The 22045-nt window shown below is 32.1% G+C and carries 18 protein-coding genes and 1 tRNA gene; 4 read left to right on the forward strand and 15 right to left on the reverse strand.

Features of this window, described 5'->3' with window-relative positions:
* Window positions 1–161: 161 nt before the first annotated feature.
* The 7 genes from RH81_RS11215 to RH81_RS11245 all read right to left on the reverse strand — a co-directional run bounded on the left by RH81_RS11215 (window position 162) and on the right by RH81_RS11245 (window position 6181).
* Window positions 162–1370, reverse strand: a complete 1209-nt coding sequence (locus tag RH81_RS11215; protein ID WP_033960434.1) for a hypothetical protein — start codon at window positions 1368–1370, stop codon at window positions 162–164.
* A gap of 599 nt (window positions 1371–1969) precedes the next feature.
* Window positions 1970–2320, reverse strand: a complete 351-nt coding sequence (locus tag RH81_RS11220) for a hypothetical protein (RefSeq protein WP_033960435.1) — start codon at window positions 2318–2320, stop codon at window positions 1970–1972.
* Between the two features lie 349 nt (window positions 2321–2669).
* A complete protein-coding gene (locus RH81_RS11225; protein ID WP_033960436.1) occupies window positions 2670–3011 on the reverse strand; it encodes a hypothetical protein in 342 nt (113 codons plus the stop codon).
* Window positions 3008–3316 (reverse strand): MerR family transcriptional regulator, encoded by a 309-nt coding sequence (locus RH81_RS11230; protein WP_033960437.1) that lies wholly within the window; start codon window positions 3314–3316, stop codon window positions 3008–3010. The genes RH81_RS11225 and RH81_RS11230 overlap by 4 nt, the downstream gene beginning before the upstream one ends.
* A gap of 24 nt (window positions 3317–3340) precedes the next feature.
* Window positions 3341–4294 carry a hypothetical protein gene (locus RH81_RS11235; RefSeq protein ID WP_033960438.1) on the reverse strand — a complete coding sequence of 318 codons (954 nt, stop codon included), beginning with the start codon at window positions 4292–4294 and terminating at the stop codon, window positions 3341–3343.
* Window positions 4295–4614: 320 nt separating this feature from the next.
* Entirely contained in the window at window positions 4615–5835 is a 1221-nt protein-coding gene (locus RH81_RS11240; RefSeq protein WP_033960439.1) for a site-specific integrase, read from the reverse strand.
* 261 nt (window positions 5836–6096) lie between these two features.
* A tRNA-Ser gene (locus RH81_RS11245) sits at window positions 6097–6181 on the reverse strand.
* Window positions 6182–6358: 177 nt separating this feature from the next.
* On the opposite strand from RH81_RS11245, the gene RH81_RS11250 reads away from it, so the two are divergent.
* The 3 genes from RH81_RS11250 to RH81_RS11260 all read left to right on the forward strand — a co-directional run bounded on the left by RH81_RS11250 (window position 6359) and on the right by RH81_RS11260 (window position 8681).
* On the forward strand, window positions 6359–6988 hold the full coding sequence (locus RH81_RS11250; RefSeq protein ID WP_033960440.1) for an NAD(P)H-dependent oxidoreductase: 630 nt from the start codon (window positions 6359–6361) through the stop codon (window positions 6986–6988).
* 69 nt (window positions 6989–7057) lie between these two features.
* On the forward strand, window positions 7058–7480 hold the full coding sequence (locus RH81_RS11255; protein ID WP_033960441.1) for a thioredoxin family protein: 423 nt from the start codon (window positions 7058–7060) through the stop codon (window positions 7478–7480).
* 1 nt (window position 7481) lies between these two features.
* On the forward strand, window positions 7482–8681 hold the full coding sequence (locus RH81_RS11260) for a DegT/DnrJ/EryC1/StrS family aminotransferase (protein ID WP_033960442.1): 1200 nt from the start codon (window positions 7482–7484) through the stop codon (window positions 8679–8681).
* A gap of 47 nt (window positions 8682–8728) precedes the next feature.
* Here RH81_RS11260 and ribB read toward each other — a convergent pair whose 3' ends face one another.
* The 7 genes from ribB to RH81_RS11295 form a co-directional block, all read right to left on the reverse strand.
* Window positions 8729–9877: a 3,4-dihydroxy-2-butanone-4-phosphate synthase gene (gene ribB / locus RH81_RS11265; RefSeq protein ID WP_033960629.1), complete on the reverse strand. Its 1149-nt coding sequence runs from the start codon at window positions 9875–9877 to the stop codon at window positions 8729–8731.
* Between the two features lie 51 nt (window positions 9878–9928).
* Window positions 9929–12292, reverse strand: a complete 2364-nt coding sequence (locus tag RH81_RS16785; protein WP_081988299.1) for an LptF/LptG family permease — start codon at window positions 12290–12292, stop codon at window positions 9929–9931.
* A gap of 11 nt (window positions 12293–12303) precedes the next feature.
* Window positions 12304–12936 carry an outer membrane lipoprotein periplasmic chaperone LolA1 gene (gene lolA1, locus RH81_RS11275; protein ID WP_033960444.1) on the reverse strand — a complete coding sequence of 211 codons (633 nt, stop codon included), beginning with the start codon at window positions 12934–12936 and terminating at the stop codon, window positions 12304–12306.
* Between the two features lie 42 nt (window positions 12937–12978).
* Window positions 12979–15378: an FtsK/SpoIIIE family DNA translocase gene (locus RH81_RS11280; protein WP_033960446.1), complete on the reverse strand. Its 2400-nt coding sequence runs from the start codon at window positions 15376–15378 to the stop codon at window positions 12979–12981.
* Between the two features lie 97 nt (window positions 15379–15475).
* The gene (locus RH81_RS11285) at window positions 15476–15844 is read right to left on the reverse strand and encodes a diacylglycerol kinase (protein WP_033960447.1); all 369 of its coding nucleotides are present in this window, start codon (window positions 15842–15844) and stop codon (window positions 15476–15478) included.
* A 3-nt stretch (window positions 15845–15847) separates the two neighbouring features.
* A complete protein-coding gene (tpx, locus tag RH81_RS11290; protein WP_033960448.1) occupies window positions 15848–16345 on the reverse strand; it encodes a thiol peroxidase in 498 nt (165 codons plus the stop codon).
* Window positions 16346–16461: 116 nt separating this feature from the next.
* Window positions 16462–17316, reverse strand: coding sequence for a phosphatase PAP2 family protein (locus RH81_RS11295; protein WP_033960449.1), 855 nt, complete (start codon window positions 17314–17316; stop codon window positions 16462–16464).
* A 181-nt stretch (window positions 17317–17497) separates the two neighbouring features.
* Here RH81_RS11295 and RH81_RS11300 point away from each other — a divergent pair, with 181 nt between their 5' ends.
* The gene (locus RH81_RS11300) at window positions 17498–19501 is read left to right on the forward strand and encodes a lipocalin-like domain-containing protein (RefSeq protein ID WP_033960450.1); all 2004 of its coding nucleotides are present in this window, start codon (window positions 17498–17500) and stop codon (window positions 19499–19501) included.
* A 52-nt stretch (window positions 19502–19553) separates the two neighbouring features.
* Here the strand turns inward: RH81_RS11300 and pheT are convergent, their stop codons facing one another.
* Window positions 19554–21980, reverse strand: a complete 2427-nt coding sequence (gene pheT / locus RH81_RS11305) for a phenylalanine--tRNA ligase subunit beta (protein WP_033960451.1) — start codon at window positions 21978–21980, stop codon at window positions 19554–19556.
* Window positions 21981–22045 lie beyond the last annotated feature (65 nt).

A 22045-nucleotide genomic window follows, 5' to 3' on the forward strand; every position in this document is an offset into this window, starting at 1 on the left:
TCAGGACGGGTCAAAATGTTGCACAACGTGTTCGTGTATGGTTAGTTGCGTTGGCAAGCAACTAAATTAGTAAAAGAAAACGAACCAGATGAAATTCCGTAGGAATTTCCAAGTAGGCTAAAACCAAGCAATTGGTTATACACGTTGTTGGCAATAGTTATTTAATTTATGTACATTTTAGTGTTTTCATTCCTAAAATCTAAAACTATTTCTTTTTCAGAAATAAAGCTATTTGTTAATTGTTCATAATTGTTGTCAATTAGCTCGTTTCGTTTATTTAATTCTCGTTCGAAAAGTATAATTGATTTTAATTCAATGTCAATTATTGCTGTTAAATCTTTATCGTTCCAATTAACTTTTTCTTTATGCAACCTTAAATTTTCGATAAATTTGTAATTTAGTTCTGAATTTAATTTCAGAGTTTTATTTTCAAAATCCAATTTATTTAGTTTTTTTATTTCATCCATATCGTTAAATGATAAGTCATTAGTTGAAATTTTCATTCTAAACTCAATTAGTTTCGCAAGTTTAAATAGGTTATGAGAAAACATTGCATTTTCAATATTGTATATAAAACCTGATTCTTTATATGATTTTATTGTTTTATTTGCGGATTTCTTTGAGCTTATTTTCCATTCAGTTTTTTCAAGTTTAACCTTTTGTGAAGCTTCTTCTGCTAAAGTATAGTACTCTAACTTTATTTTTCTTAAATCATAGATTATTCTATTTATTTCTGAAAATTCAGTACTTCCATAATTACATTTTAATGCTAATTTCTGCAAATCTTCATAAGCAATTTTTAAAATCACTTCCCTTTCTAAATGATGAAGCCTTAAAATGTCATTTAATTTCTCTTGAATTGAATTAAGTTGTAGAGAAATGTTTTTCATATAAGTTTGTCCTACTGCAAGGCTCAAAAGTTGAAAAGCGATTAAAGGTGTAAAAAATGTACTACCAGCTTCTAAAAAGCCAGCAGAACCGCCAATTTTATTTCCATTCATTACAGCAGAACCTAATCCACCATCTTTTAATTTCATTAATAGTTCTGTATTCGTAGATGCTTTAAATAGTCCATTAGTTGCTTGAGAAGCAATTCCAACAGTTGCACTCGAACTAACCAAATTGGAAACAAAACCATTTATGTTTTTTAGGTCATTATCTTTTAACTCAACCGAATTCCAATTTTGAATATTTGTTATCGATGGAATAAGTTCAAAATGAAGTTGTTCATTATTTTCATTCGAAAAACCAAATGATGTCATTGTAGTATTACTTGTTTCATCTAATATTAGATTTTCCTGCACTGTTTTTTCAGCAGGTTTTTTTTTTTTGATACCTAATAAGTTCAAAATGTATTCTACAATTTTCATTGAAGTTCTCGGTTTTTAATTATTGCCAACTTCCTGCTAAACGCAGTTCGGCTTTGAAAACGAAGATACAAAAAGTGAAAGATAATTAGAATCGAAAATACTCTACCAAGTATTTTTGGAGCTAATTATATGTCTCGCGTAATAAATTTCCTTAAAAAAAAATTATAAGAGAGTCACTTTATTGTATCGAGAGTTTGAGAAGTCGGATCAAATTGCTTTTAGCAATGGCGATGGCTTACGTTTTCCCTCAATGGGCAGTAAAAGCTGTATTTGGCTATATAAACTTACTTGCAATTTGGTTTAGCAGGAAGATGGAATACATGTACCGAAAGGGTGGGAGCAACACAGTTGCGGAACCATTTTGGTCAGCTTTTCGCTGAATGTATTCCATCGGAATTGTGTATGGTTAGTTGCTTGGTTAAGCAACTAAGTTAGCAAATAAATCACAGATAGAATATTCCGCAGGAATGTTCGTAAGTCGGCAGTGACCCAGCAATTAATTATACACGTTGTTGCAAGTAGTATTTTTTCAATTCAATTTGGTTTTAGGATAGAAACTATACTAAATATTAATAAAAGGCAATCATAACAATAATTTATCAATCTGCATTGAATTTGGAAAATTGTGTTCCAACTATAAGCCCAAGTAAACCACCTATTACAAACAAATAGTTGAAATCATCACCTTTGCTATACATGTAAAATGAAGATATTATGCAGATAGCTAACATTATAAATCCAAAAATAATTTTATGTTTTGGTACAATCAATGCTGGTATAAAAACACCAATGTATCCACCAAAAATTGTAATCAGATAATTATCAAAAAATTCGGTTATTCCTTCAATAGGGCTAAAATAATGAAGTATTTTAGAGAAATAAATTGGAAGAAAAATTGATGCAACTAATCCCAAAGGAATTGCTATTATGTATAGTGTAGTTTTTTTCATAGTTTTTCCAAAGTCATACCTACATATGGTTAGAGTTTATTTATATTACTTGCAACAATTGGATATAGATATTAACTATATCCAGACATTCAAATCTAATAATATTTTAAAGATTATGGTTAATAATGAATACTGAAGTTGAATGAAATTGGAAAGGGTAAATTTGATTTCTGATTTTTAGTTGTCGTCTTTTATATCCCGTTTCTGGTTTACGGTATAAAAAATTGTTCCGACAACAATAACAATTGCAGATATAATGATAATAGAATTCAATTGTTTCAAATTTATATTTTCATTCAACAATGATGCTTCGTTAGATGCCTTATTAACCATAACATGCATACTAGGATCAATAATTTCGTAGGACGTTGACTTCATCATTGTTGAAAATTAAAATATAGTTGTAGAGACAGTATCCAGTGCTGTTTTTGGCTTTGCAAGTAGCTTGATAAAAATTAAAATCATAACCTTTTCCTTTTAAAAACTCTATATGAAAAAACTCATCTGTTTTTCCTTCCATAAGCTCTTTTAGAATCTTTAAGTTTTTTTTCACCGGTTTATCGATAAAAGCATTTTCAATTCTTTCTTGATTGGCTTTGTCGTTGTAATATTTAATTCTGTTTTGAGAATTTGCAAAGCGTTGGTTGCTGCGTTTTGGTACAAATTCTTCTTGTGTTAATGGATCTTTCATAATCTGTCTATGTTTACTGAATTCTCTTTTATAATAGTGTCTATTGCTTTGACCTCATATAAATAAATGTCTCCCATTTTCGTATAGGGAATTACTCCTGTTTCACGATATTTGACAATCGTATTGTTCGATAAATTGAAAATATTTTTCAAGTCACCATTGCGGTAATATTTTTGAGTGCTTTTTTGTACGATTTCGTTACTCATTTTCGATTGAATGTCAGCTAGTCTTTGGTAAATAGGTTGGAGCAGTAGTCTAATGCTCTCAACTGTTGGGATTCTGATTTCTTTTTGGTGTTCCATCATAATAGGTGAATTTAATTGTGAGTATTAGTCATTGTGTGGGTTTTTGAGATACTCAATGGTACCTAGTCGGTTCTTTCGATTTTGTAATATTTCGATTGCTTTGTCAATGAAAATTTTATGTTCTTCTATATTTGCATGTGATGTATGAACTGCTTCTGCATATTCCCGGTTAAAGGATTTAATTTGAACCCTATCTTTCGACGAGTTCTGATAGGTATAGTTATCCTCTAGAAATTTTTTCATATGAAGTCTATTGTTCGAATTGCTGGTTTCGTCGAATACGACTATTCTTTCTTCAATCATGATCCTTTGCAAGTGTGCAATACTTTTCTTATTAAGATTGAAATTACATATGATGTCTTTTTTAATTTTCTGTTTAATTTCTTCACCACCTTCCACTTCTAAATTTTTGAAATCAATATATCGTGCATTAGAATGAAGGGAAAAAACATAATTATGTAAATCACTTACTGCTTCATGATATTTATAGATGGCATAAGAAAGTAGGCCATATTCAAAATCCATTCGCGTTTCATAGTTGTTTAGATTTTTAGTAATAAAATTTAGATAAGTAAATTGATCTCTCTCCACGTTTGTCTCTAGGCTTTGGCCTTGCCTAAATTCATTGTATAAATCTTTTTTTGCATAAGGTGTTTCTTTATGACGTATTATAGGGGCTTTGATTTCTGAATACACTTTTATAATATCCGGTGAATGGATTTTGTATCCGTCGAGACCCTGTATTCGGTTCCAAATACGATCTATCAATTTTTGTAGGTACTCCTCATGATGTATCCCATTTCGTAATAGTTTTATTAGTAGTTGTTTCACATTTTCAACTTGATTCATAAAATAATTTCCATCAATTTCATTAACCCACTTATCGTTCAATAAATAAGCATTATTGATTTCCGAAAACCTAATTTTAAATTTTAATAAACTAAGTAATGCACTATTGGTTTGGTTTACATAATTCATAGTTAATATGTTTTTTTGGTAGTACTCAAAATTATTGCAATATTTTTAGATAAAGTATTGATTATCAAGTTCTATCGGAAATTTTAGTTCTTAATCAATTTTAAATTTCTTTTGCTACATGCTATTAAACATTTAAGTGCTATAATTATCTGAACATCCATTTTTTAATCTTAAAAGGTTTGCCAAGGAAGAATTCATTTTTTTAGCAACTAAAATCATTTCACAAAACTTTTTTTCAAATGTAGAATGCATCTAGTTAAAAGTTTATTGTTTCAAAGGTTTTAGCTGCTCATTTTGACAATTGTAGCACATAAATTATTTCATGAGTATTTATCTCGTAGTTTTTTCATATCCTCAAAAACAGACGAGTCTAAAACTTTGGCATAGTGTTGGGTTTGTTGAATATTAGAGTGTCCCATCATGGCTGATACATTTTCCAATTTAACCCCATTTCCCAGGGTTACTGTTGTAGCGAAGGTATGTCTAGAGACGTACCACGTGAGGTTTTTATTGATACCACAAACATCTGCAATCTCCTTTAGATAGGCATTCATTTTTTGATTAGATAATTTAGGAATGAGTCCTGTTTGTTTTCCCTCATACTTATTAAGGATTCGCAATACGGTTGGAAGCACTGGAACATTGGCACGTATTCCAGTTTTTACTCGATCCGCAATAATCCAAAGATCTCCTTCATTGTTTTTGATTAGATTTTTTTGTGTAAGACTTTGAGCGTCAATAGGAGCGTAGCCAGTATAGCAACTGAATAAGAAAATATCTTTTACTCTGTCTAATCTTTGAATATTGAATGACTTTTCTTCAATCTTATTCAACTCATCTTGGGTAAGATACGTAGCGTCCTTAACTTTTAATTTTCCGTCATATTTTGAAAAAGGGTTCTTCAAAATGAGGTCTAGCTTTATAGCAAAGTTACAGACGGTTTTAAAAGTCTTAAAGTATTTGAATACTGAATTGTTTTTGATTCCAACCTTACCCTTGTAAACACTTTCATATCTTAAATAAGATTCTAGATTATAAATGAAGGAACCAGTGATAGATTTACACGAAATATTATCCTTATTGTATGTTTTCTTTAGAAATAATTGGATAAGATCTTTAGCTCTGTTATATTTTTGAAGAGAAGCTGGTGATCGTTCTCCAGCCTTTACTTTTTTCTCGAAAGCTTCATTATGTATGTCAAATAAATCGATAAGTCCAATTTCTTTTTCCTTCTTTTTAGGTTTTCCAATGATTTCGGTTTTGATCTCTTGAAGATTAACTGCCAAATTATCTCGAACCTTTTCATTGATTTTTCGTTCAAACTTTATGGTCAAATTATCAATAGAAATCTTAATAATCTTCTCTTTTTCCAGCTTCAAAGTATTTCTGAGATTGTTAGTGAAATTCCATCTTTGCTCAGTGATACTCTGTCTTGTACTCATAGTAAGGGATTGATTTTGGTACTTAACTTTAGCATAGATTGGACACTGACCATTTTTCTTTGCTTTTTCACTTTTAATAAAATAGGTGATTTGTAACATTTCTTTGTTTTTAAATTAGACTTGAATTAACCTAAAAACATTTTGAACACCCAGTGTTTACAGCGAATTCGGAGCGAATTCTAAAAGTTCAGTTACCCTATTTTATGAAATTACCCAAAAATGCAATAGGGTAACTCATAGGGTAACTAAACTTTGAGCTTTTATGTGTCTTTTGAAAATAGACAAAAAATAAAAAACCCTTTAAACACTGTGTTTAAAGGGTTTTGTGAAATTTAAAGCTTCATTTGAAACTCGTTTCAGCGGAGAGTAAGGGATTCGAACCCCTGGAGGTGTGACCCTCAACAGTTTTCAAGACTGCCGCATTCGACCACTCTGCCAACTCTCCAAAGTGTCTCATTAGGTTTCCCTAATTGCGAGTGCAAATATAGAACGCTTTTTTAATTCTTTCAAATAAAACCTGATATTTTTAATACAATTTATATTGATATTGATTTTATTAATGATAATGGTTATTTAATTAAAAATTTCAAAGCTTATTTTTGCAATACTAATTTTGATTTACATGAATATTATCGATCATTTAAAATGGCGTTACGCTACAAAGAAATTTGATGCTTCAAAAAAGCTATCTGAAGAGAAATTGCAAATTGTAAAGGAAGCTTTTAATCTTACTGCAACGTCATTTGGATTGCAAACAGTGAGCTTAGTCGTTATTTCAGATACAAATATGCGCAAACAATTGCTAGAGCATTCTTATCATCAGAATCAGGTTTTAGATGCATCGCACTTGTTGATTGTTTGTATTCAAGACGACATTAAAGATACTGATGTAGATAACTTATTTGATTCTGTTGCCGATTTAAGACGAACTCCTAGTGATGTTTTAGAACCTTATAGAAAAGATTTAAAGACTATGATGCAGGATATGTCTAAAACCGAGCGTCAAGAATGGTCTGTAAAACAGGCCTATATTGCTCTTGGTAATTTGATGACTGTATGTGCGGTTGAAAGTATTGATGCTTGTCCAATGGAAGGATTTATTCCTGAAAAATATGATGACTTATTAAATTTAAAAGAGCACAATTTAAAATCGGTTCTTTTATTACCCATAGGATATAGAGCAGAGGACGATAAATTTGCTATGTTTAAAAAAGTCAGAAAAACTATTGATGATGCAGTTATCACTTTATAATTCTAAGAATTGTTTTGAGCGACCTTACTAATATCTTATATTTGTTTCAATCACTTTAATATTAATGCCATGAAAAAAATTGCCGTAATAATCCTACTTATAGTTAGCGTGAATCTTTCAGCACAAACTGATACTCAAAAATGGTTAACTGATTATAAAGAAGCGACTAAAGTTTCAGAAACACTTAACAACCCAATTTTGGTTTTTGTAACAGATAATACATCTGGAGAAAGCTATGATGTTTTGCAAGATCAAGTTTTTAATTCAGAAAATTTCAAGAGATATGCGTCAAGTTTTGTTCTTTTAAAATTAGATATATCAACTGATAGTTATAATAAACGTTTAGCTTTTCATTATACTAAAAGTGATGCTGTTCCAGCTTTAGTTCTTATAGATAAAAAGGGAAATACAATAGAAAAAGCTTTAACTGAAATAAATTCTAAAAACGTTTCAGAATTCATGACTTTTCTAAAGACTAAGACTAAATACTAGTATGCCAGGATTTGAATTATTTGGCGACTTAGAGCGCAAAGAAGTCAATGATGTATTAGATAATGGAGTTCTTATGCGTTATGGGTTTGATGGCATGAGAAATGGCCATTGGAAAGCAAAAGAATTAGAAGAAGAACTTCAAAACTCATTTAAAACCAACCACGTACAATTAGTGTCAAGTGGAACTGCTGCTGTGTCTGTAGCTTTAGCGTCTGCTGGAGTTGGAGCAGGAGATGAAGTCATAATGCCAACATTTACTTTTGTGGCTAGTTTTGAAGCTATAATGATGTTAGGTGCCATTCCAGTATTAGTTGATATAGATGATACACTTACCTTGGATCCAAAAGCCGTTGAAAATGCTATAACTGATAAAACGAAAGCGGTTATGATTGTTCAAATGTGCGGAAGCATGGGAAACATGAACGCGCTTCAAAAAATCTGTACAAAACACAATCTTTTATTTGTAGAAGATGCTTGTCAAGCTATAGGTGGGAGTTATGAAGGAAAACCACTTGGAAGTATTGCAGATCTAGGTTGTTTTTCTTTCGATTTTGTAAAAACAATAACCTGTGGTGAAGGAGGAGCTGTGATTACTAATAATCCAGAATATTATAAAAATGCTGATCATTATAGCGATCATGGTCATGATCATGTTGGTTCAGATCGAGGTGCTGAGACGCATCCATTTCTTGGGTATAACTTTAGAATTTCTGAATTGCATGCAGCCGTAGGTTTAGCTCAAGTGAAACGATTACCAGAATTTATAGCAATTCAGAAAAAAAATTATACCATACTCCGAGAGGCAATTACCGGAATTCCTGGTGTAACCTTTAGAAAAGTACCTGAAGGAGGAGAAGAAAGTTATGCGTTTCTAAACTTCTTTTTGCCAGATTTAGAAGTTGCTCGAAAGACGTCTAAAGCTTTAAAATCAAATGGTGTTGATGTGTGTTGGAATTACTACGATAATAATTGGCATTATATCAGAAAATGGGATCATCTTAAATCCCAAAAATCTCTGTTTCCTTTATCTTCAGAAATGAAACAAGCTCTGGAGAATCTTAAGAATAAATCATTCGAGCAATCCGATCATTACATTGGTCGTAACATATCCTGTTTGATAAAATTATCATGGACAGATGCAGAAGTGAAAGAAAGAGCCTCTAATATGGCGTCTTCTATTACAAAAGCCTTAGAGAGCTAAAGAGTTTTTATATCCAGCTTTAAATTATATTAAAAATTTAAACTGAATTAGTAATTTACATAATCAACAATTTCCAATCCATAACCAATCATTCCTACACGCTTAGTTTGTTGTGTATTTGAGATTAATCGTAGTTTATGAATGTTGAGGTCGTGTAATATCTGAGCTCCAATTCCGAAGTCTTTAGAATCCATTTCAATGCGAGGTGCTTTTACAATTTCACCTTCAACTTGAGTGTCTTTTAAAAGACTAAGACGTTTTAGCAAATTCATAGATTGTGATTGCTGGTTAACAAAAACAATTGCACCTTTTCCCGCATCATTGATAACCTTAAACATATCGTCTAATTTTTCATCTGCATTATTGGTAAGTGTGCCTAAAATATCATTATTTACTAAAGTAGCATTTACTCTCGTAAGTACTGGATCATTCTTAGACCAAGACCCTTTTGATAAAGCTATATGTATTTGATTGTTAGTTGTTTGTTGGTACGCTCTTAAACGAAAACTTCCAAAACGAGTTTCGATATTGAAATCTTCTTTTTTCTCAATTAGCGAGTCATGTTCCATGCGATAAGCGACCAAATCTTCTATGGATACAATTTTTAAATCAAACTTTTTAGCAACTTCCATAAGTTGAGGTAACCTTGCCATAGTTCCATCTTCATTCATGATCTCTACAATTACTCCAGCAGGTTCCAGACCAGCAAGTTTTGCGAAATCAATTGCGGCTTCTGTATGACCAGTTCGTCTTAAAACTCCTCCTTCTCTTGCTACAAGAGGAAAAATATGACCAGGTCGTGCTAATTCAAAAGGTTTAGTATTTGGATCAATGAGTGCTTGAACCGTTTTTGCTCTATCGCTTGCAGATATTCCTGTGGTAACTCCATTCCCTTTTAAATCAACAGAAACAGTAAAAGCTGTTTCCATAGGATCTGTATTGTTGCGTACCATCATGTTTAGATCAAGTTCTTTACATCTACTCTCTGTTAAAGGAGCGCATATAAGACCTCTGCCGTGCGTAGCCATGAAATTGATGGTCTCTGTTGTAATCTTACTTGAAGCTGCTAGAAAATCACCTTCGTTTTCTCTGTTTTCATCGTCAACAACAATAATAACTTTGCCATTTTTAATGTCTTCAATAGCTTCAGAAATGGTGTTGAGTTCTATTTTTGTTGAATTTTTAGTGTTTGTCATTGTTGTTAGCATAACGATAAATTAGAATTGCAAAGATATGGCTTATTTCTTCTAAGCTGAAAAGTCTTCAAATATTTTATTCCGTCTTTTGAAATATACCACTGGGTAAATTAAAAGTCCGAAAATACTCCATAAATTATGTGAGGATAATGTTCGATTAATAAGATTGTACATTTTTTTGAAACGGATGCTTGAAGCTATAGAATACACTAAAAATAAAAGCCCAGAAATAGCTGATAATTCTAAAGTAGCACTCTCCGCAGCTGGTAATTTGTTGTTCTTAAAAACGAAATGTGAAATGAATAAAACTACAGCGATAATAAAGAAAATCAAAGCATAATTTGAATACGTCTTGTAATCATTATAGGCAGTCTTTAAGCCTGCTGTATTTGAAATTTTCTCCTTATTAGTAGAACTGATAACAGTTTTATCACTTCTATTATTGATTTTTAAATCTTCGTTAATCTTTTTCTTTTGAAAAAAGTAGAACAGAAAATATAATGGTAAACCACCAACTGCAAAAACTAAGGCATTGGCAATATTGCTTTTGCCTAATTGTTTGTATAAATTAGAGTTGTCTATAAAGGATTTAATTAGAGTAAACAAATAAATAACTCCAACGACAATGCCACAAACAAACAAAGCTTGACCAGCAGAAGGGAAGCCATTATTTTTTAATATTGCTCCAGGTAGTATTAGTGTTAGCGCGATTGCGTAAAGAATAAAAGCTAATTTAGAATTCTCTTCGTATAAATACTTTAGACGAATTGATTCTTCATAACTATAATCTATAAGATTTCCTCCAAACTTTAATTCTTGTTCGGTAATTCCTCGAGATTCTAACAATTCTAAGGAAGAGTTTTTGAACTCAATTCCATAATCATATTGTCTATAATGCTTTAGAATATCAATTAATTTCTTATCGTCGTAACTGCTTAGTATTTGATAATCTTCAGATTCTTTTGGTAAAAGGTTTGTGTTAGTAATGAGCGTTTTACTTTCTATTCCAAATAGTTTTTTAAGAGGATTTAATAGGCCTTCAGATTCAAACAACTGTCTGTCTTTTGTAGCTCTTCTAGTAAGATAAATACTTAAAGGCAGCATAATAAGTGTTGAGATCCAGGTCGCAAAAACAGGATTTAATGTGCCGTCTAAGGAGCTGTTTTTAGCAAATATTCCAATGAAATGATAGGTCAAAAACAGTAATATAGCGATTACTAACGGTAGACCAATTCCTCCTTTACGAATTAAAGCACCTAAGGGCGCTCCAACAAAAAAGAGAATTATACAAGCGATGCCTAAAAGGTATTTTTCATGTAGTGAAATCACATGCTTACTTAGCCATTTTGTTGTTCCTGAAGCATTTTTCTTATTGGCAACTATAATTTGTCTTGTACTTGATGCTGTATTTGCGGCAAGTGTAAGTATCTGTAATTTGGTTGATGTTTTAAATAAACTGAAAATATCACCTTTAAAAATCGAATCTTTTTTTATTGTAATATTTTGATCTAGATTTTCGAAAGTTGAACGAGCGTAAAGGGTTTCAGAAAAATCTTTTAAGTTATTAGATTTCTTTTGATATAAACTATCAATCGTGTAGTTAAGGCTGCTTACATCAAGCATATTGTAACGATTGTCATAAGTTTTGTCATCTATGTCTACGTCATTTAATCCTTCTAAATCAACATTAATTGTGTATTCTTCAAAATAGCTTTTTGCGTAAGGTTTCTTGTTTCGCTGCTTAGGATCTTTACTGAAGATTTCTTCATAATAATGCCCTTCAAACAATACCAACTGAAGAATGTTTGAATTAGGATTACTCCTTAGTTCTCCAGAATCAGAGATAATGACTGTAGAGTTTCCAGCGCGACGAACTCCTTTTTTATGAATAACTACTTTATGAAGAAATTCACCTTTGTCTCCACTTTTCTTTTCTACTTTTATATTGTAATCTCCTATATCATTAAACTGACCTTCGGCAATTGCCATTGCTGGTTGAACTTTAGCAATATTCTTTCTTAAGTTATAGAAATTGTAATTCGCCCAAGGAATAACATTGTTTGAGAAAATAAAAGTTGTAATACCTAATAATACAATAAAAACACTTAAACTTCTCATCGCCCGTTGAAGCGAAATGCCAGTAGATTTCATTGCTGCAAACTCATAGTTTTCGGCAAATTGTCCGAAAACCATTATAGAAGCTAGTAAAATTGTAAGTGGTAATATTAAAGGAATAAGCGTAGGAGTAACGTATAACAAAAATTTAAGGATGACTCCAACGGCTAAGTCTTTACCTGCTAATTCGCTAATATATAGCCAAATAGATTGTAATACAAAAATGAGCATGAGTATAATAAACACGCTCAAAAAGGTTTTTAAGTAGGTCGTAAGTATGTACCTATCTAGTATTTTCATTGATGGTTGGCCTAATCGAGTCTATTTATATAATAGTCTCCATATTTACTTTTGTCAAATGTAAACAAGGTTTTTGAGATCGGCTCATTCGTTTTAAAAGAATTAACAGTTAACGTAGTTTTTGTCCCGTTTTTTCCAATTTCAATAAGATTATAAATATGTTTTGTATTGGCATCAATACCTAATAAAACTTGCTTTATCTCAGAGTTGGTGTCAATTGGACTTAATTTCACATATTGAACTTTTCTTCCTTTTACATCTTGAACGATATCCATCTCGTAGGTGTATCCTTCTTTGTAAAAGGATAACATCTTACTCGGTGTAATTGTAGTTTCTTCTTCGGAATTATCTGAAGAAATAGTTACTTCTTCATCTTCAGGACTAATTGTATAAAGTGTCTTTCCATCATAAATTTGTGAAATGCCAAGGATGTTTAAAACATATTTGTCTCCCTCGATAACAACGTCTCCACGAGTTTCTTGGTTAATATTTTCGCTTGTATTTTGAAGTACATATTTGAAGTCTATGGATATATTTTCATAAGAATTAGTCTTATCGTAAACTTCATTAAGTAAGGTTTCAGCATCTTGTGCAAAACCAAATGAACTTATTAAAACTACTATTACTATTACAATCTGTTTCATCATCAAAAATAAATGTTAGTTGTTATATAAACTACTTAATTACTATTCGTTTGCTAATAATTGATCGAGAGCTACAAAGTCAGGAACCAAAACTTGTCTAGCTTTACTGCCTTCAAATCCTCCAACGATACCAGCGGCTTCTAGTTGGTCAATTAAGCGTCCAGCTCTATTGTATCCTAGTTTTAGTTTTCTTTGTAATAAAGAAGCAGAACCTTGTTGTGCTGTCACAATAATTTCAGCAGCTTCTCTAAACAATTTATCTCTATCTGCAATATTATTATCAAGACTTGTGCCACTTTCTTCGCCAACGTACTCTGGTAATAAATAAGCGTCAGAATACCCTTTTTGTCCACCGATAAAATCAGTGACTCTTTCAACTTCAGGCGTATCTACAAAAGCACACTGAATACGAGTAATTTCGTTTCCAGAGGTATATAGCATATCACCACGACCAATCAATTGATCTGCTCCAGAGCCATCTAAAATGGTACGTGAATCAATTTTTGAAGTTACTCTAAATGCAATACGAGCTGGGAAATTAGCCTTAATTATACCAGTAATAACATTCACTGAAGGTCGTTGAGTAGCAATAATAAGGTGAATACCTATAGCACGAGCTAATTGAGCCAAACGAGCGATAGGAGTTTCAACCTCTTTTCCAGCGGTCATAATTAAATCGGCAAATTCATCAACCACTAAAACAATGTACGGTAAAAATTGATGGCCATCGTTCGGATTGAGTTTACGTGCTTTGAATTTTGCGTTGTATTCTTTAAGGTTACGACACATTGCATTTTTCAGCATTTCGTAACGATTGTCCATTTCAATACAAAGTGAATTTAAGGTGTTAATCACTTTTGTATTGTCTGTAATAATTGCTTCTTCACTATCTGGTAATTTCGCTAAGTAGTGACGTTCAATTTTATTGAATAAAGTAAGCTCTACTTTTTTAGGATCGACCAAAACAAACTTAACTTCGGCTGGATGTTTTTTGTAAAGTAGTGAAGTTAAAACGGCATTTAAACCTACAGATTTACCTTGACCAGTGGCTCCTGCCATAAGCATGTGAGGCATTTTGGCTAAATCAACAACAAAAGTTTCGTTGCTAATGGTTTTACCAAAAGCAATAGGAAGTTCCATTTCAGATTTTTGAAATTTCTGCGATGCAATAACAGAACGCATCGATACAATAGTTGCATTTTTATTTGGCACCTCGATACCAATTGTTCCTTTGCCTGGAATAGGCGCAATAATACGAATACCCAAAGCCGATAGCGATAAAGCGATATCATCCTCTAAGTTTTTAATTTTTGAAATTCGCACTCCAGCTTCAGGTACAATTTCATAAAGTGTAACAGTAGGACCAATGGTAGCTTTAATACTTGCGATACCAATTTTGTAGTTGCTTAGTGTTTCTACAATTCGGTTTTTGTTTTCTTCAAGTTCCTCTTGATTAATAGTAATCCCTTCAGTATCATATTTTTTTAATAAATCTAAAGGTGGAAATTCAAATTTACTAAGGTCTAGTGTTGGATCAAATTGTCCAAAATCTTCAACCAGTTTATTTGAAAGATTATCAGTTTCTGAAACTTCCTCTTCAATTGTTTTAATTTCAATATTTAACTCTGGTTCAGGTTCAGGCTCTGGTTTAGTAATAGTTACTTTAGGAGTTTCAGCCTTTGTTTCAGGTTTTGAATGTTTTTCTATTGTAGGTTTAGATTCTTCAATGTTTAGTTCAAAAGCCGACTTAATGTCTTCGGCTTCAGCAGATAAATTATTATCTAAAGGAACAACGATTTCCTCGTCTGTGCTTTTGGCAGAATTAATCTCGTCTTTTAATTCTTTATTGACGCTTTTAAAAAGTGATACAATAGCTTCTCCATTGACTTTAAAACGAATCGCTAAATACACAATTAAAATAAAAACAAGTAGGAGTATAGTTCCTATTTTACCTATATAATCCTGAAAGAAGCTATTCATTTCAAAACCTATAGTTCCTCCAAGTGAATCGTATTTGTGAGCAAAAAAGCCAAAGAATATTGAAAGCCAAATAGCGATAAGTGTTCCCCAAATCCAATGTCTTCTCAGCTTAGATTTGTTAATGTCTAATGTAACATATATACCAGAAAGGAATACTAATCCAGAAAAGATAAAAGAAGAAATGCCAAAGGCTTTATTGATAAATAAATCACTTACCCATGCACCAAGTTTGTTAAGCCAATTCTTGGCTTCGATATCTCTTGACGTTAATTCCGAAAGTGTGCTTTGATCTGCTTGACCAGTAAAGAAAAATGACAAGAAAGCGATAAACAATAAGACACCAATAATTATTAATAAACTACCCAAAATCAATTTTTGTTGACTAGATAATTTAAAACTTGGTTTCTTTAGTTTCGGCGTTGCTTTAGCTTTGCTTTTAGTCTTGGTTTTTTTCTTCGCCATTAAAGGTTTCTTAGTGTAAAACAAAAATACAAATTACTAACGTTTATCCTAACTTAAAAGTATTTAAACCTATTAGATATTAACGGAGTTATGAACCTTAAAAAATTTTTGGGATATAAATAACCAATGCAGCAATAGAAGCAGAAACAGCAGCTATAAATACGGCTCCAGCGGCAATATCTTTAATTCTGCCTATACTATCATGTCTGTCTGGATGAATAAAATCTGAAATGTACTCAACAGCTGTATTCATACCTTCTAAGCTCATCACTAAACCAATAAAGGCAATTTGAATGAGCCATTCTGTATTGGAAATGTCAAAATAAAAGCCTGCAATAGTTACTGCAATCGCAATAAAAACCTGAATCTTTATACTAGATTCAGTTTTCACAAGATATACAGCACCTTTAAAAGCATAACCTATGCTTTTTAATCGGTTAACTAAAAAGGAGTCTTTTTTAGACATGATTTACAGAGCATTGAGAGCAGCTTCATAATTTGGTTCTTGACCAATTTCAGGGACCTGTTCAGTGTACTTAACCAAACCGTCTTTGTCTAAGACAATTACACATCTAGAAAGAAGACCGTCAAAAATACCATTTGTCATTAAAAGACCATAATCTTTTCCGAAAGCTGCTTCTTTAAAATCGGATAACATTACAACATCATTTAAGCCTTCAGCTCCACAAAATTGCTCATGCGTAAAAGGTAAATCCCTTGAAATACATAATACTTTTGTATTCTCCAATTCACTAGCTTTTTTGTTGAAAGCTCTAACTGAGTTAGAACATACACCTGTGTTAACACTAGGAAATATGTTTAAAATTAATTTGTAACCTTCAAAATCTTTCATGGTTTTAGTAGAAAGATCAGTAGCCACTAATTTAAAGTCTATTGCTTTAGAATTAATTTCTGGGAGTGTGCCTGTTGTATATACAGGGTTTCCACCTAAAGTAATTGTTGCCATGTTTTATCTTGTTTTTAATGAATGTTAAAATTAAGTATTATTTAAACCTTAAACCCTAAGCTTATATAATATTTTACAATAGTTTAACAGATGAATTTTATGGATTTGATAATTGTCTAAAAGGAACCAACAATACCAATTTGATTGGCACCAAATCTTAAGTTCCATGAAACATGTTTTTCTTTATGAGGATAATCATAAGCTTTTTCACTGAATAAATATTTGTCTATACTATCAACAACTATTATACTAAGTGCTGTACTAAAAACAACATCTGTAATCCAATGTGCATCGTCAATTAATCTAGAAATAGGTGGAATAGCACCTACGGAATAAATACCAATCTTAACCCAAGTGTTTTCAAACTGTTTGGCAATAGCATGCGACATTGTAATTGACAGTGCTGTATGGCCAGATGGAAAAGAATGATACCTTGCTTGATTAGAGAACGGATCGAAATCTAAATGATCTAAATCTGAACCTGGACGTGCTCTACCAACAACAGTTTTTGTAATGGATTGTATTAATCCAGTAGTAATTGAAGATGAAATAATTAGAATGCTCGTTTTTCTAATCTTCTCATTTTTTGTTATTAACCCAAAACCATATAATCCAGCATTAGCCATAAAATAGTTTTGAGGGCTTCCAAAATACCATCCAAAATCTCTTAAAGCTTTAGGGAAGTCGTCTTTATTGTTTTGAAAAAAATCTCTTGTAGGATTATCGGCAACCGTAAGTGCAGCTGTTCCAACAAAGAGTATGCCTAATTTCGCAAAATCATCACCTTGCCAATGTAGTGGACGAGTAAATGAATGACCAACGCCTTTCAAGGTGTATTTTGTGTCGTGCTTAAGTAATGACCATACAGTTTCAGTGCTGTCGGAAGGTTTTATGGTGTTAAGGTTTTGTGCGTAAAAATGGTTTCCGCAAAAAGAAAATAGAAAGAATAAAACGGGTAATAAAAATTTCAATGATAAGCTGTTCTAGTGAATTGTAAAAGTAAAGAATAATAAATTGCTACTTCTTATAAAAAATGCTAAAAAGAAATATGAGTGTTCTAATTTTTTTCTGAGTAAGATGCTAAAATAAGCAGGTATGTGCATGTTAAATCTTTTTCATAGCTTTATAAAGTTATAAACCAACCAATTAATTATGAAAAATTTTATCCGCTTTTACTTTTTATTTAGTTTAATTACTGTAATGTTTTCTTGTTCTAATGATGATAATTCAGAAGAGAGCCAAATTAGAGATGGAGGAGAAATCTTTACTTCTCAATTAGTTACTATAATTTATAATGGAAGTTTGCAAGAGGAGTACACTGGTTCTTTGGGAGCTATTGATGTTAATTTAATAAAAACTACCGATAATGAACTTGTGTTTTTAGTGCCTTCTAATATTGAGCCTGGTAGTACGAGTTTGAAAATTCCAGGTTTAAATGGGTTGCGTGTCAACTACGATATCGTGGCAACAGAGCTTGTAGATTCACCAGAAAATACGGTTGACCAAATGTTAGCAAGGATGGATTTGTTTGTTAATGGTTTAGAGGAGCCAGATGCTATAGATTTATCGCTTTTCCAGTCGGCTTTTGTAGAATCTTTTGATGCGTTGAGCGATAATGAAAAAGAAGTAACAGCCAAATTTTATGTTGCAAATAGTAGTTTTATAAATGAAATTTTAGTGAGTGCTGAACTATCTAGATTTGCAAGCGCAAGTATGTCTAGGTCTATAAATACTAGTAACACAAATTTAATACTAAGGTTTAAAGTTTCTGGAGTAGCTTTTTCAGCAGGAGTAGCTCTTGCTATATTAGCTCCTGAGCCAATAGAGAAAGCTATGGGAGCATTAGTAGCAGCTTATGCTTTAAAAAAGTTTAGACAGTATAAAAGAGAAATAGACTCGCGTAACCTCAAAATTTTTAGCGCTAAAATTGATGGCATTGCTGCAGATTTTGAAAGAAATTCAAGCGCAAATAGTATTGAATTTGTTAATAATGAAGAAAAGACATTAAGTTTTGAAGTAGATCGCAGAGATTTCATTCCTTCTGATATAGATGAAGGTGTAGCCGGTATTATTGATTATGTTAAATCATTTGATATAGTTAGTGAAGCAATAATTAAGTTAAATCAGGTAATTATGTTTGTTAATGATAATGTGTTCTTTTCAAATATTAATCTTTTAGATAATTTAAATGAGAATGATTCAACATTAGAGACAGTAACTGTGACTTCAGAAGATTTTAATGGCTTTCAATTTAGTGTAACAGATTCAAATATCGAAATTTCTTCAATTTCTTTTACTAATGGAGAGTTGAAATTAACCCTTAATATTATTAATGAAAGTTTAATCCAAAATGGAGTTGTAAATACTAGATTAAAGTATAATTATAATGATGACTTTAATTCAATTTCAGGTGGTTTTGATATTTCTATTACTAATAACAATGACGAAAATAACTACCAAGAGCTAATCTTAGGAACGTGGCGTGCCAATTCTGTTCTGTACAATGGCTCTGAAATTTTTAATCCTAGTTGTTATGAAGAGTTAGTGTTTACTTCGTCTAATTTTACTGCTCAAGATTTGGGGACATGTGATGCGCCACAATCTGGAGGAGGTGATTACAGTATCACTGGTAATACTTTAACTGTAAATTTCACAGAAGGAAATGTTTCGGGTAGTGCGTCTCAACAAATTTTAGAACTTACTGATACTAATTTCGTTGTGAGCGAAGGAAGTGAATATGTCTATTCATATGAAAAAACAGATGTTAATATTTTTGGTGAATGGATTTTTGCTGAGAATTCAAATTGTGTTGTTTCAAATGGTGATACGTTTACGGATAATGGGTCTGGTGAACTTTTAACATTAAATGTTGATTATACTGTTGTATTGCCAGACGATTCAAATGGTAATTATTTGACAAATGGTTTTACTTTTGAAAATAATATTTTAACTATAAATTTAAGTTATCAAGATTTTTTCTCGCCAGCGTGTGAAGGTGTTAATTTTCAAACAGCCACAAATTCAATGACTTTAATTTATGATGAAGCTACAGATAGTTTCACAGGCACTTCCCAAAGTAGCAGGAATGATGTAATAGGATCAGATTGCACTAGGTATGGAGAGACTTGTACAGGTACAGTCTCGATGACACGTTAGCAATAGTAAAAGATAAAAAAAAACCTTTTCATTTCGAAAAGGCTTTTTTTTTTTATCTTAATTCAGCTCCTAATTGTTTTTCAAAATTAGTTTGAAGCTTGCTCATGATTTTATCAATCTGCTTGTCTGTTAAGGTTTTCTTTTCATCTTGAATCGTAAAGCTTACAGCGTAACTTTTCTTTCCTTTAGGAAGGTTCTTTCCTTGATAGACATCAAAAAGATCTACATCTTTTAGCAATTGCTTTTCAGTTTGCATTGCAATTTTATCAATATCTTCGAAAGTCACTTTTTCATCAAGTAATAAAGCAAAGTCACGACGTACTTCAGGATATTTAGGAATATCCTTAAACTTTATGTCGTTGTGTTCTGCAAGTTTAACAACGTTGTCCCAATCAAATTCTGCAAATAACACTTCTTGTGAAATGCCGAAATGTTTTAAGACTTTCTTGTTGATGATACCAAAATCGACCAATTTAGTTTTTCCTACAGATAAACTAATCCCTTCGCTAAAGACATCATTTTTAATAGGCGAGACTTTATATCTTGAAATCCCTAAGCGTTCTAAGGTGCTGTTTATAATTCCTTTTAAATAAAAGAAATCACTTTTTTGCACAGGAGAATTCCAGCGCAAAGTATTCTTGTTTCCTGTTAAAAATACAGATAGTCTTTTGTATTCTTCACGATTTCCATTGTAGTTATGATAAGTTTTTCCAAACTCATATAGCTTCAAATCATCTCTTTTTCTATTAATGTTATAGCTTACTGCTTCCAGTCCTGAAAACAATAGACTTTGACGCATCACACTTAACTCATTACTTAATGGGTTGAGCATTTCTATATTGTGCTCTTCTTTTAATTGCTCACTTAATTCAATATACTTAGGTGTTGTTAATGAGTTAGAAAGCATTTCGAAAAACCCTTGTGATGCCAATTGGTTCCCTATGATGTTTTGAAGTTTGTAATCTTCAAATTTTGAAGTATTTGAAATAGAAGCATTTAGTTTTTCAGTCGTACCAATATTATTATAGCCATACACACGTAAAATTTCTTCTATGATATCAGCTTCACGTTGCACATCGTTTCTGTACGCAGGAACGGTTAGACCTAATCCTGTTTCTGTAACGTTATTTACTTTTATATCTAAAGACGTTAAGATGCTTTTTATGGTTTCCTTCGGAATTTCTTCACCAATTAATTTCTTAGCGCTGTCAAAGCTCATGCGAACTTGAAAGTCTTCAATCTTATTCGGATAAAAATCCATCAAATCACTAGTGATATCTCCACCAGCGATCTCTTGAATTAACAATGCGGCACGTTTTAACGCGTATTCGGTAATATTCGGGTCGATACCTCTTTCAAATCTAAAAGAAGCATCTGTATTCATGGCGTGACGTTTAGCTGTTTTACGAATACTAACAGGATTGAAATAAGCACTTTCTAAAAAGATGCTCGTTGTACTTTCTGTAACACCAGAATTAATTCCGCCAAAAACTCCAGCAATACACATTGGTTTTTCATCATCGCAAATCATAAGGTCTTCCTCGTGCAATTCACGTTCTACTTCATCAAGTGTTATAAATTTCGTGCCTTTAGGTAAAGTTTTTACGACCACTTTGTTTCCAGCAATTTTAGCTGCGTCAAAAGCGTGTAAGGGTTGACCTAATTCATGTAAAACATAATTAGTGATGTCAACTATATTATTTTTTGGAGCTAAACCAATAGCTTTTAGTCTGTTTTGTAACCACAATGGAGAATCTTCTACCTTAATTCCAGAAATCGTAACACCACAATAACGAGGCGCTAAGGTTTTATTCTGAACATCAATATCTATTTTGAGAGTTCTGTTTTCTACATGAAACGAACTAACTGATGGTGTAATTAATTCCGTATTGATTTCTTGTTGTAACAAACCGGCTTTCAAATCACGAGCCACACCAAAATGGCTCATGGCATCAGCACGATTTGGAGTTAATCCAATTTCGAAAACCAGATCATTTTCTACGTCAAATAAATCGGCTGCTTGCGTTCCGACTTTTGTTTTAGATTCAAGAACCATAATCCCATCATGAGAAGCGCCTAATCCTAATTCATCTTCGGCACAAATCATTCCGTGACTTTCTTCGCCTCTAATTTTGCCTTTTTTAATAGTCCAAGCTTCACCTTCATCTGTGTATAAGGTTGTTCCAATAGTAGCGACAGGGACCTTTTGTCCTTTTGCAACGTTTGGTGCGCCACATACAATTTGTAAAGGTGCATCTTTTCCAATATTTACAGTAGTGATTTTTAAGCGATCTGCATTTGGATGTTGCTCACATGTAAGCACTTCGCCAACTACAATACCTTGTAATCCACCTTTAACCGATTGAAAAGAATCTATACCTTCAATCTCTAAACCTAAATCAGTAAGAAGCTCACCAGTTTGTTCAGCTGGCCAGTCTATCTTTAAAAACTGTTGTAACCAATTATAAGAAATCTTCATTTGTGTACTTTAATCAAGCGACAAAGATAATAATACTATGTAGTAATAATAATCGATAATTGTCT

Source organism: Psychroserpens jangbogonensis (assembly GCF_000797465.1).
GTDB lineage: Bacteria > Bacteroidota > Bacteroidia > Flavobacteriales > Flavobacteriaceae > Psychroserpens > Psychroserpens jangbogonensis.

What these genes read in the sequence shown, in the direction of transcription:
- RH81_RS11215 (WP_033960434.1), bottom strand. Translation starts at nt 1,370, where the DNA reads ATGAAAATTGTAGAATACATTTTGAACTTATTAGGTATCAAAAAAAAA.
- RH81_RS11220 (WP_033960435.1), bottom strand. Translation starts at nt 2,320, where the DNA reads ATGAAAAAAACTACACTATACATAATAGCAATTCCTTTGGGATTAGTT.
- RH81_RS11225 (WP_033960436.1), bottom strand. Translation starts at nt 3,011, where the DNA reads ATGAAAGATCCATTAACACAAGAAGAATTTGTACCAAAACGCAGCAAC.
- RH81_RS11230 (WP_033960437.1), bottom strand. Translation starts at nt 3,316, where the DNA reads ATGATGGAACACCAAAAAGAAATCAGAATCCCAACAGTTGAGAGCATT.
- RH81_RS11235 (WP_033960438.1), bottom strand. Translation starts at nt 4,294, where the DNA reads ATGAATTATGTAAACCAAACCAATAGTGCATTACTTAGTTTATTAAAA.
- RH81_RS11240 (WP_033960439.1), bottom strand. Translation starts at nt 5,835, where the DNA reads ATGTTACAAATCACCTATTTTATTAAAAGTGAAAAAGCAAAGAAAAAT.
- RH81_RS11250 (WP_033960440.1), top strand. Translation starts at nt 6,359, where the DNA reads ATGAATATTATCGATCATTTAAAATGGCGTTACGCTACAAAGAAATTT.
- RH81_RS11255 (WP_033960441.1), top strand. Translation starts at nt 7,058, where the DNA reads ATGAAAAAAATTGCCGTAATAATCCTACTTATAGTTAGCGTGAATCTT.
- RH81_RS11260 (WP_033960442.1), top strand. Translation starts at nt 7,482, where the DNA reads ATGCCAGGATTTGAATTATTTGGCGACTTAGAGCGCAAAGAAGTCAAT.
- ribB (WP_033960629.1), bottom strand. Translation starts at nt 9,877, where the DNA reads ATGACAAACACTAAAAATTCAACAAAAATAGAACTCAACACCATTTCT.
- RH81_RS16785 (WP_081988299.1), bottom strand. Translation starts at nt 12,292, where the DNA reads ATGAAAATACTAGATAGGTACATACTTACGACCTACTTAAAAACCTTT.
- lolA1 (WP_033960444.1), bottom strand. Translation starts at nt 12,936, where the DNA reads ATGAAACAGATTGTAATAGTAATAGTAGTTTTAATAAGTTCATTTGGT.
- RH81_RS11280 (WP_033960446.1), bottom strand. Translation starts at nt 15,378, where the DNA reads ATGGCGAAGAAAAAAACCAAGACTAAAAGCAAAGCTAAAGCAACGCCG.
- RH81_RS11285 (WP_033960447.1), bottom strand. Translation starts at nt 15,844, where the DNA reads ATGTCTAAAAAAGACTCCTTTTTAGTTAACCGATTAAAAAGCATAGGT.
- tpx (WP_033960448.1), bottom strand. Translation starts at nt 16,345, where the DNA reads ATGGCAACAATTACTTTAGGTGGAAACCCTGTATATACAACAGGCACA.
- RH81_RS11300 (WP_033960450.1), top strand. Translation starts at nt 17,498, where the DNA reads ATGAAAAATTTTATCCGCTTTTACTTTTTATTTAGTTTAATTACTGTA.
- pheT (WP_033960451.1), bottom strand. Translation starts at nt 21,980, where the DNA reads ATGAAGATTTCTTATAATTGGTTACAACAGTTTTTAAAGATAGACTGG.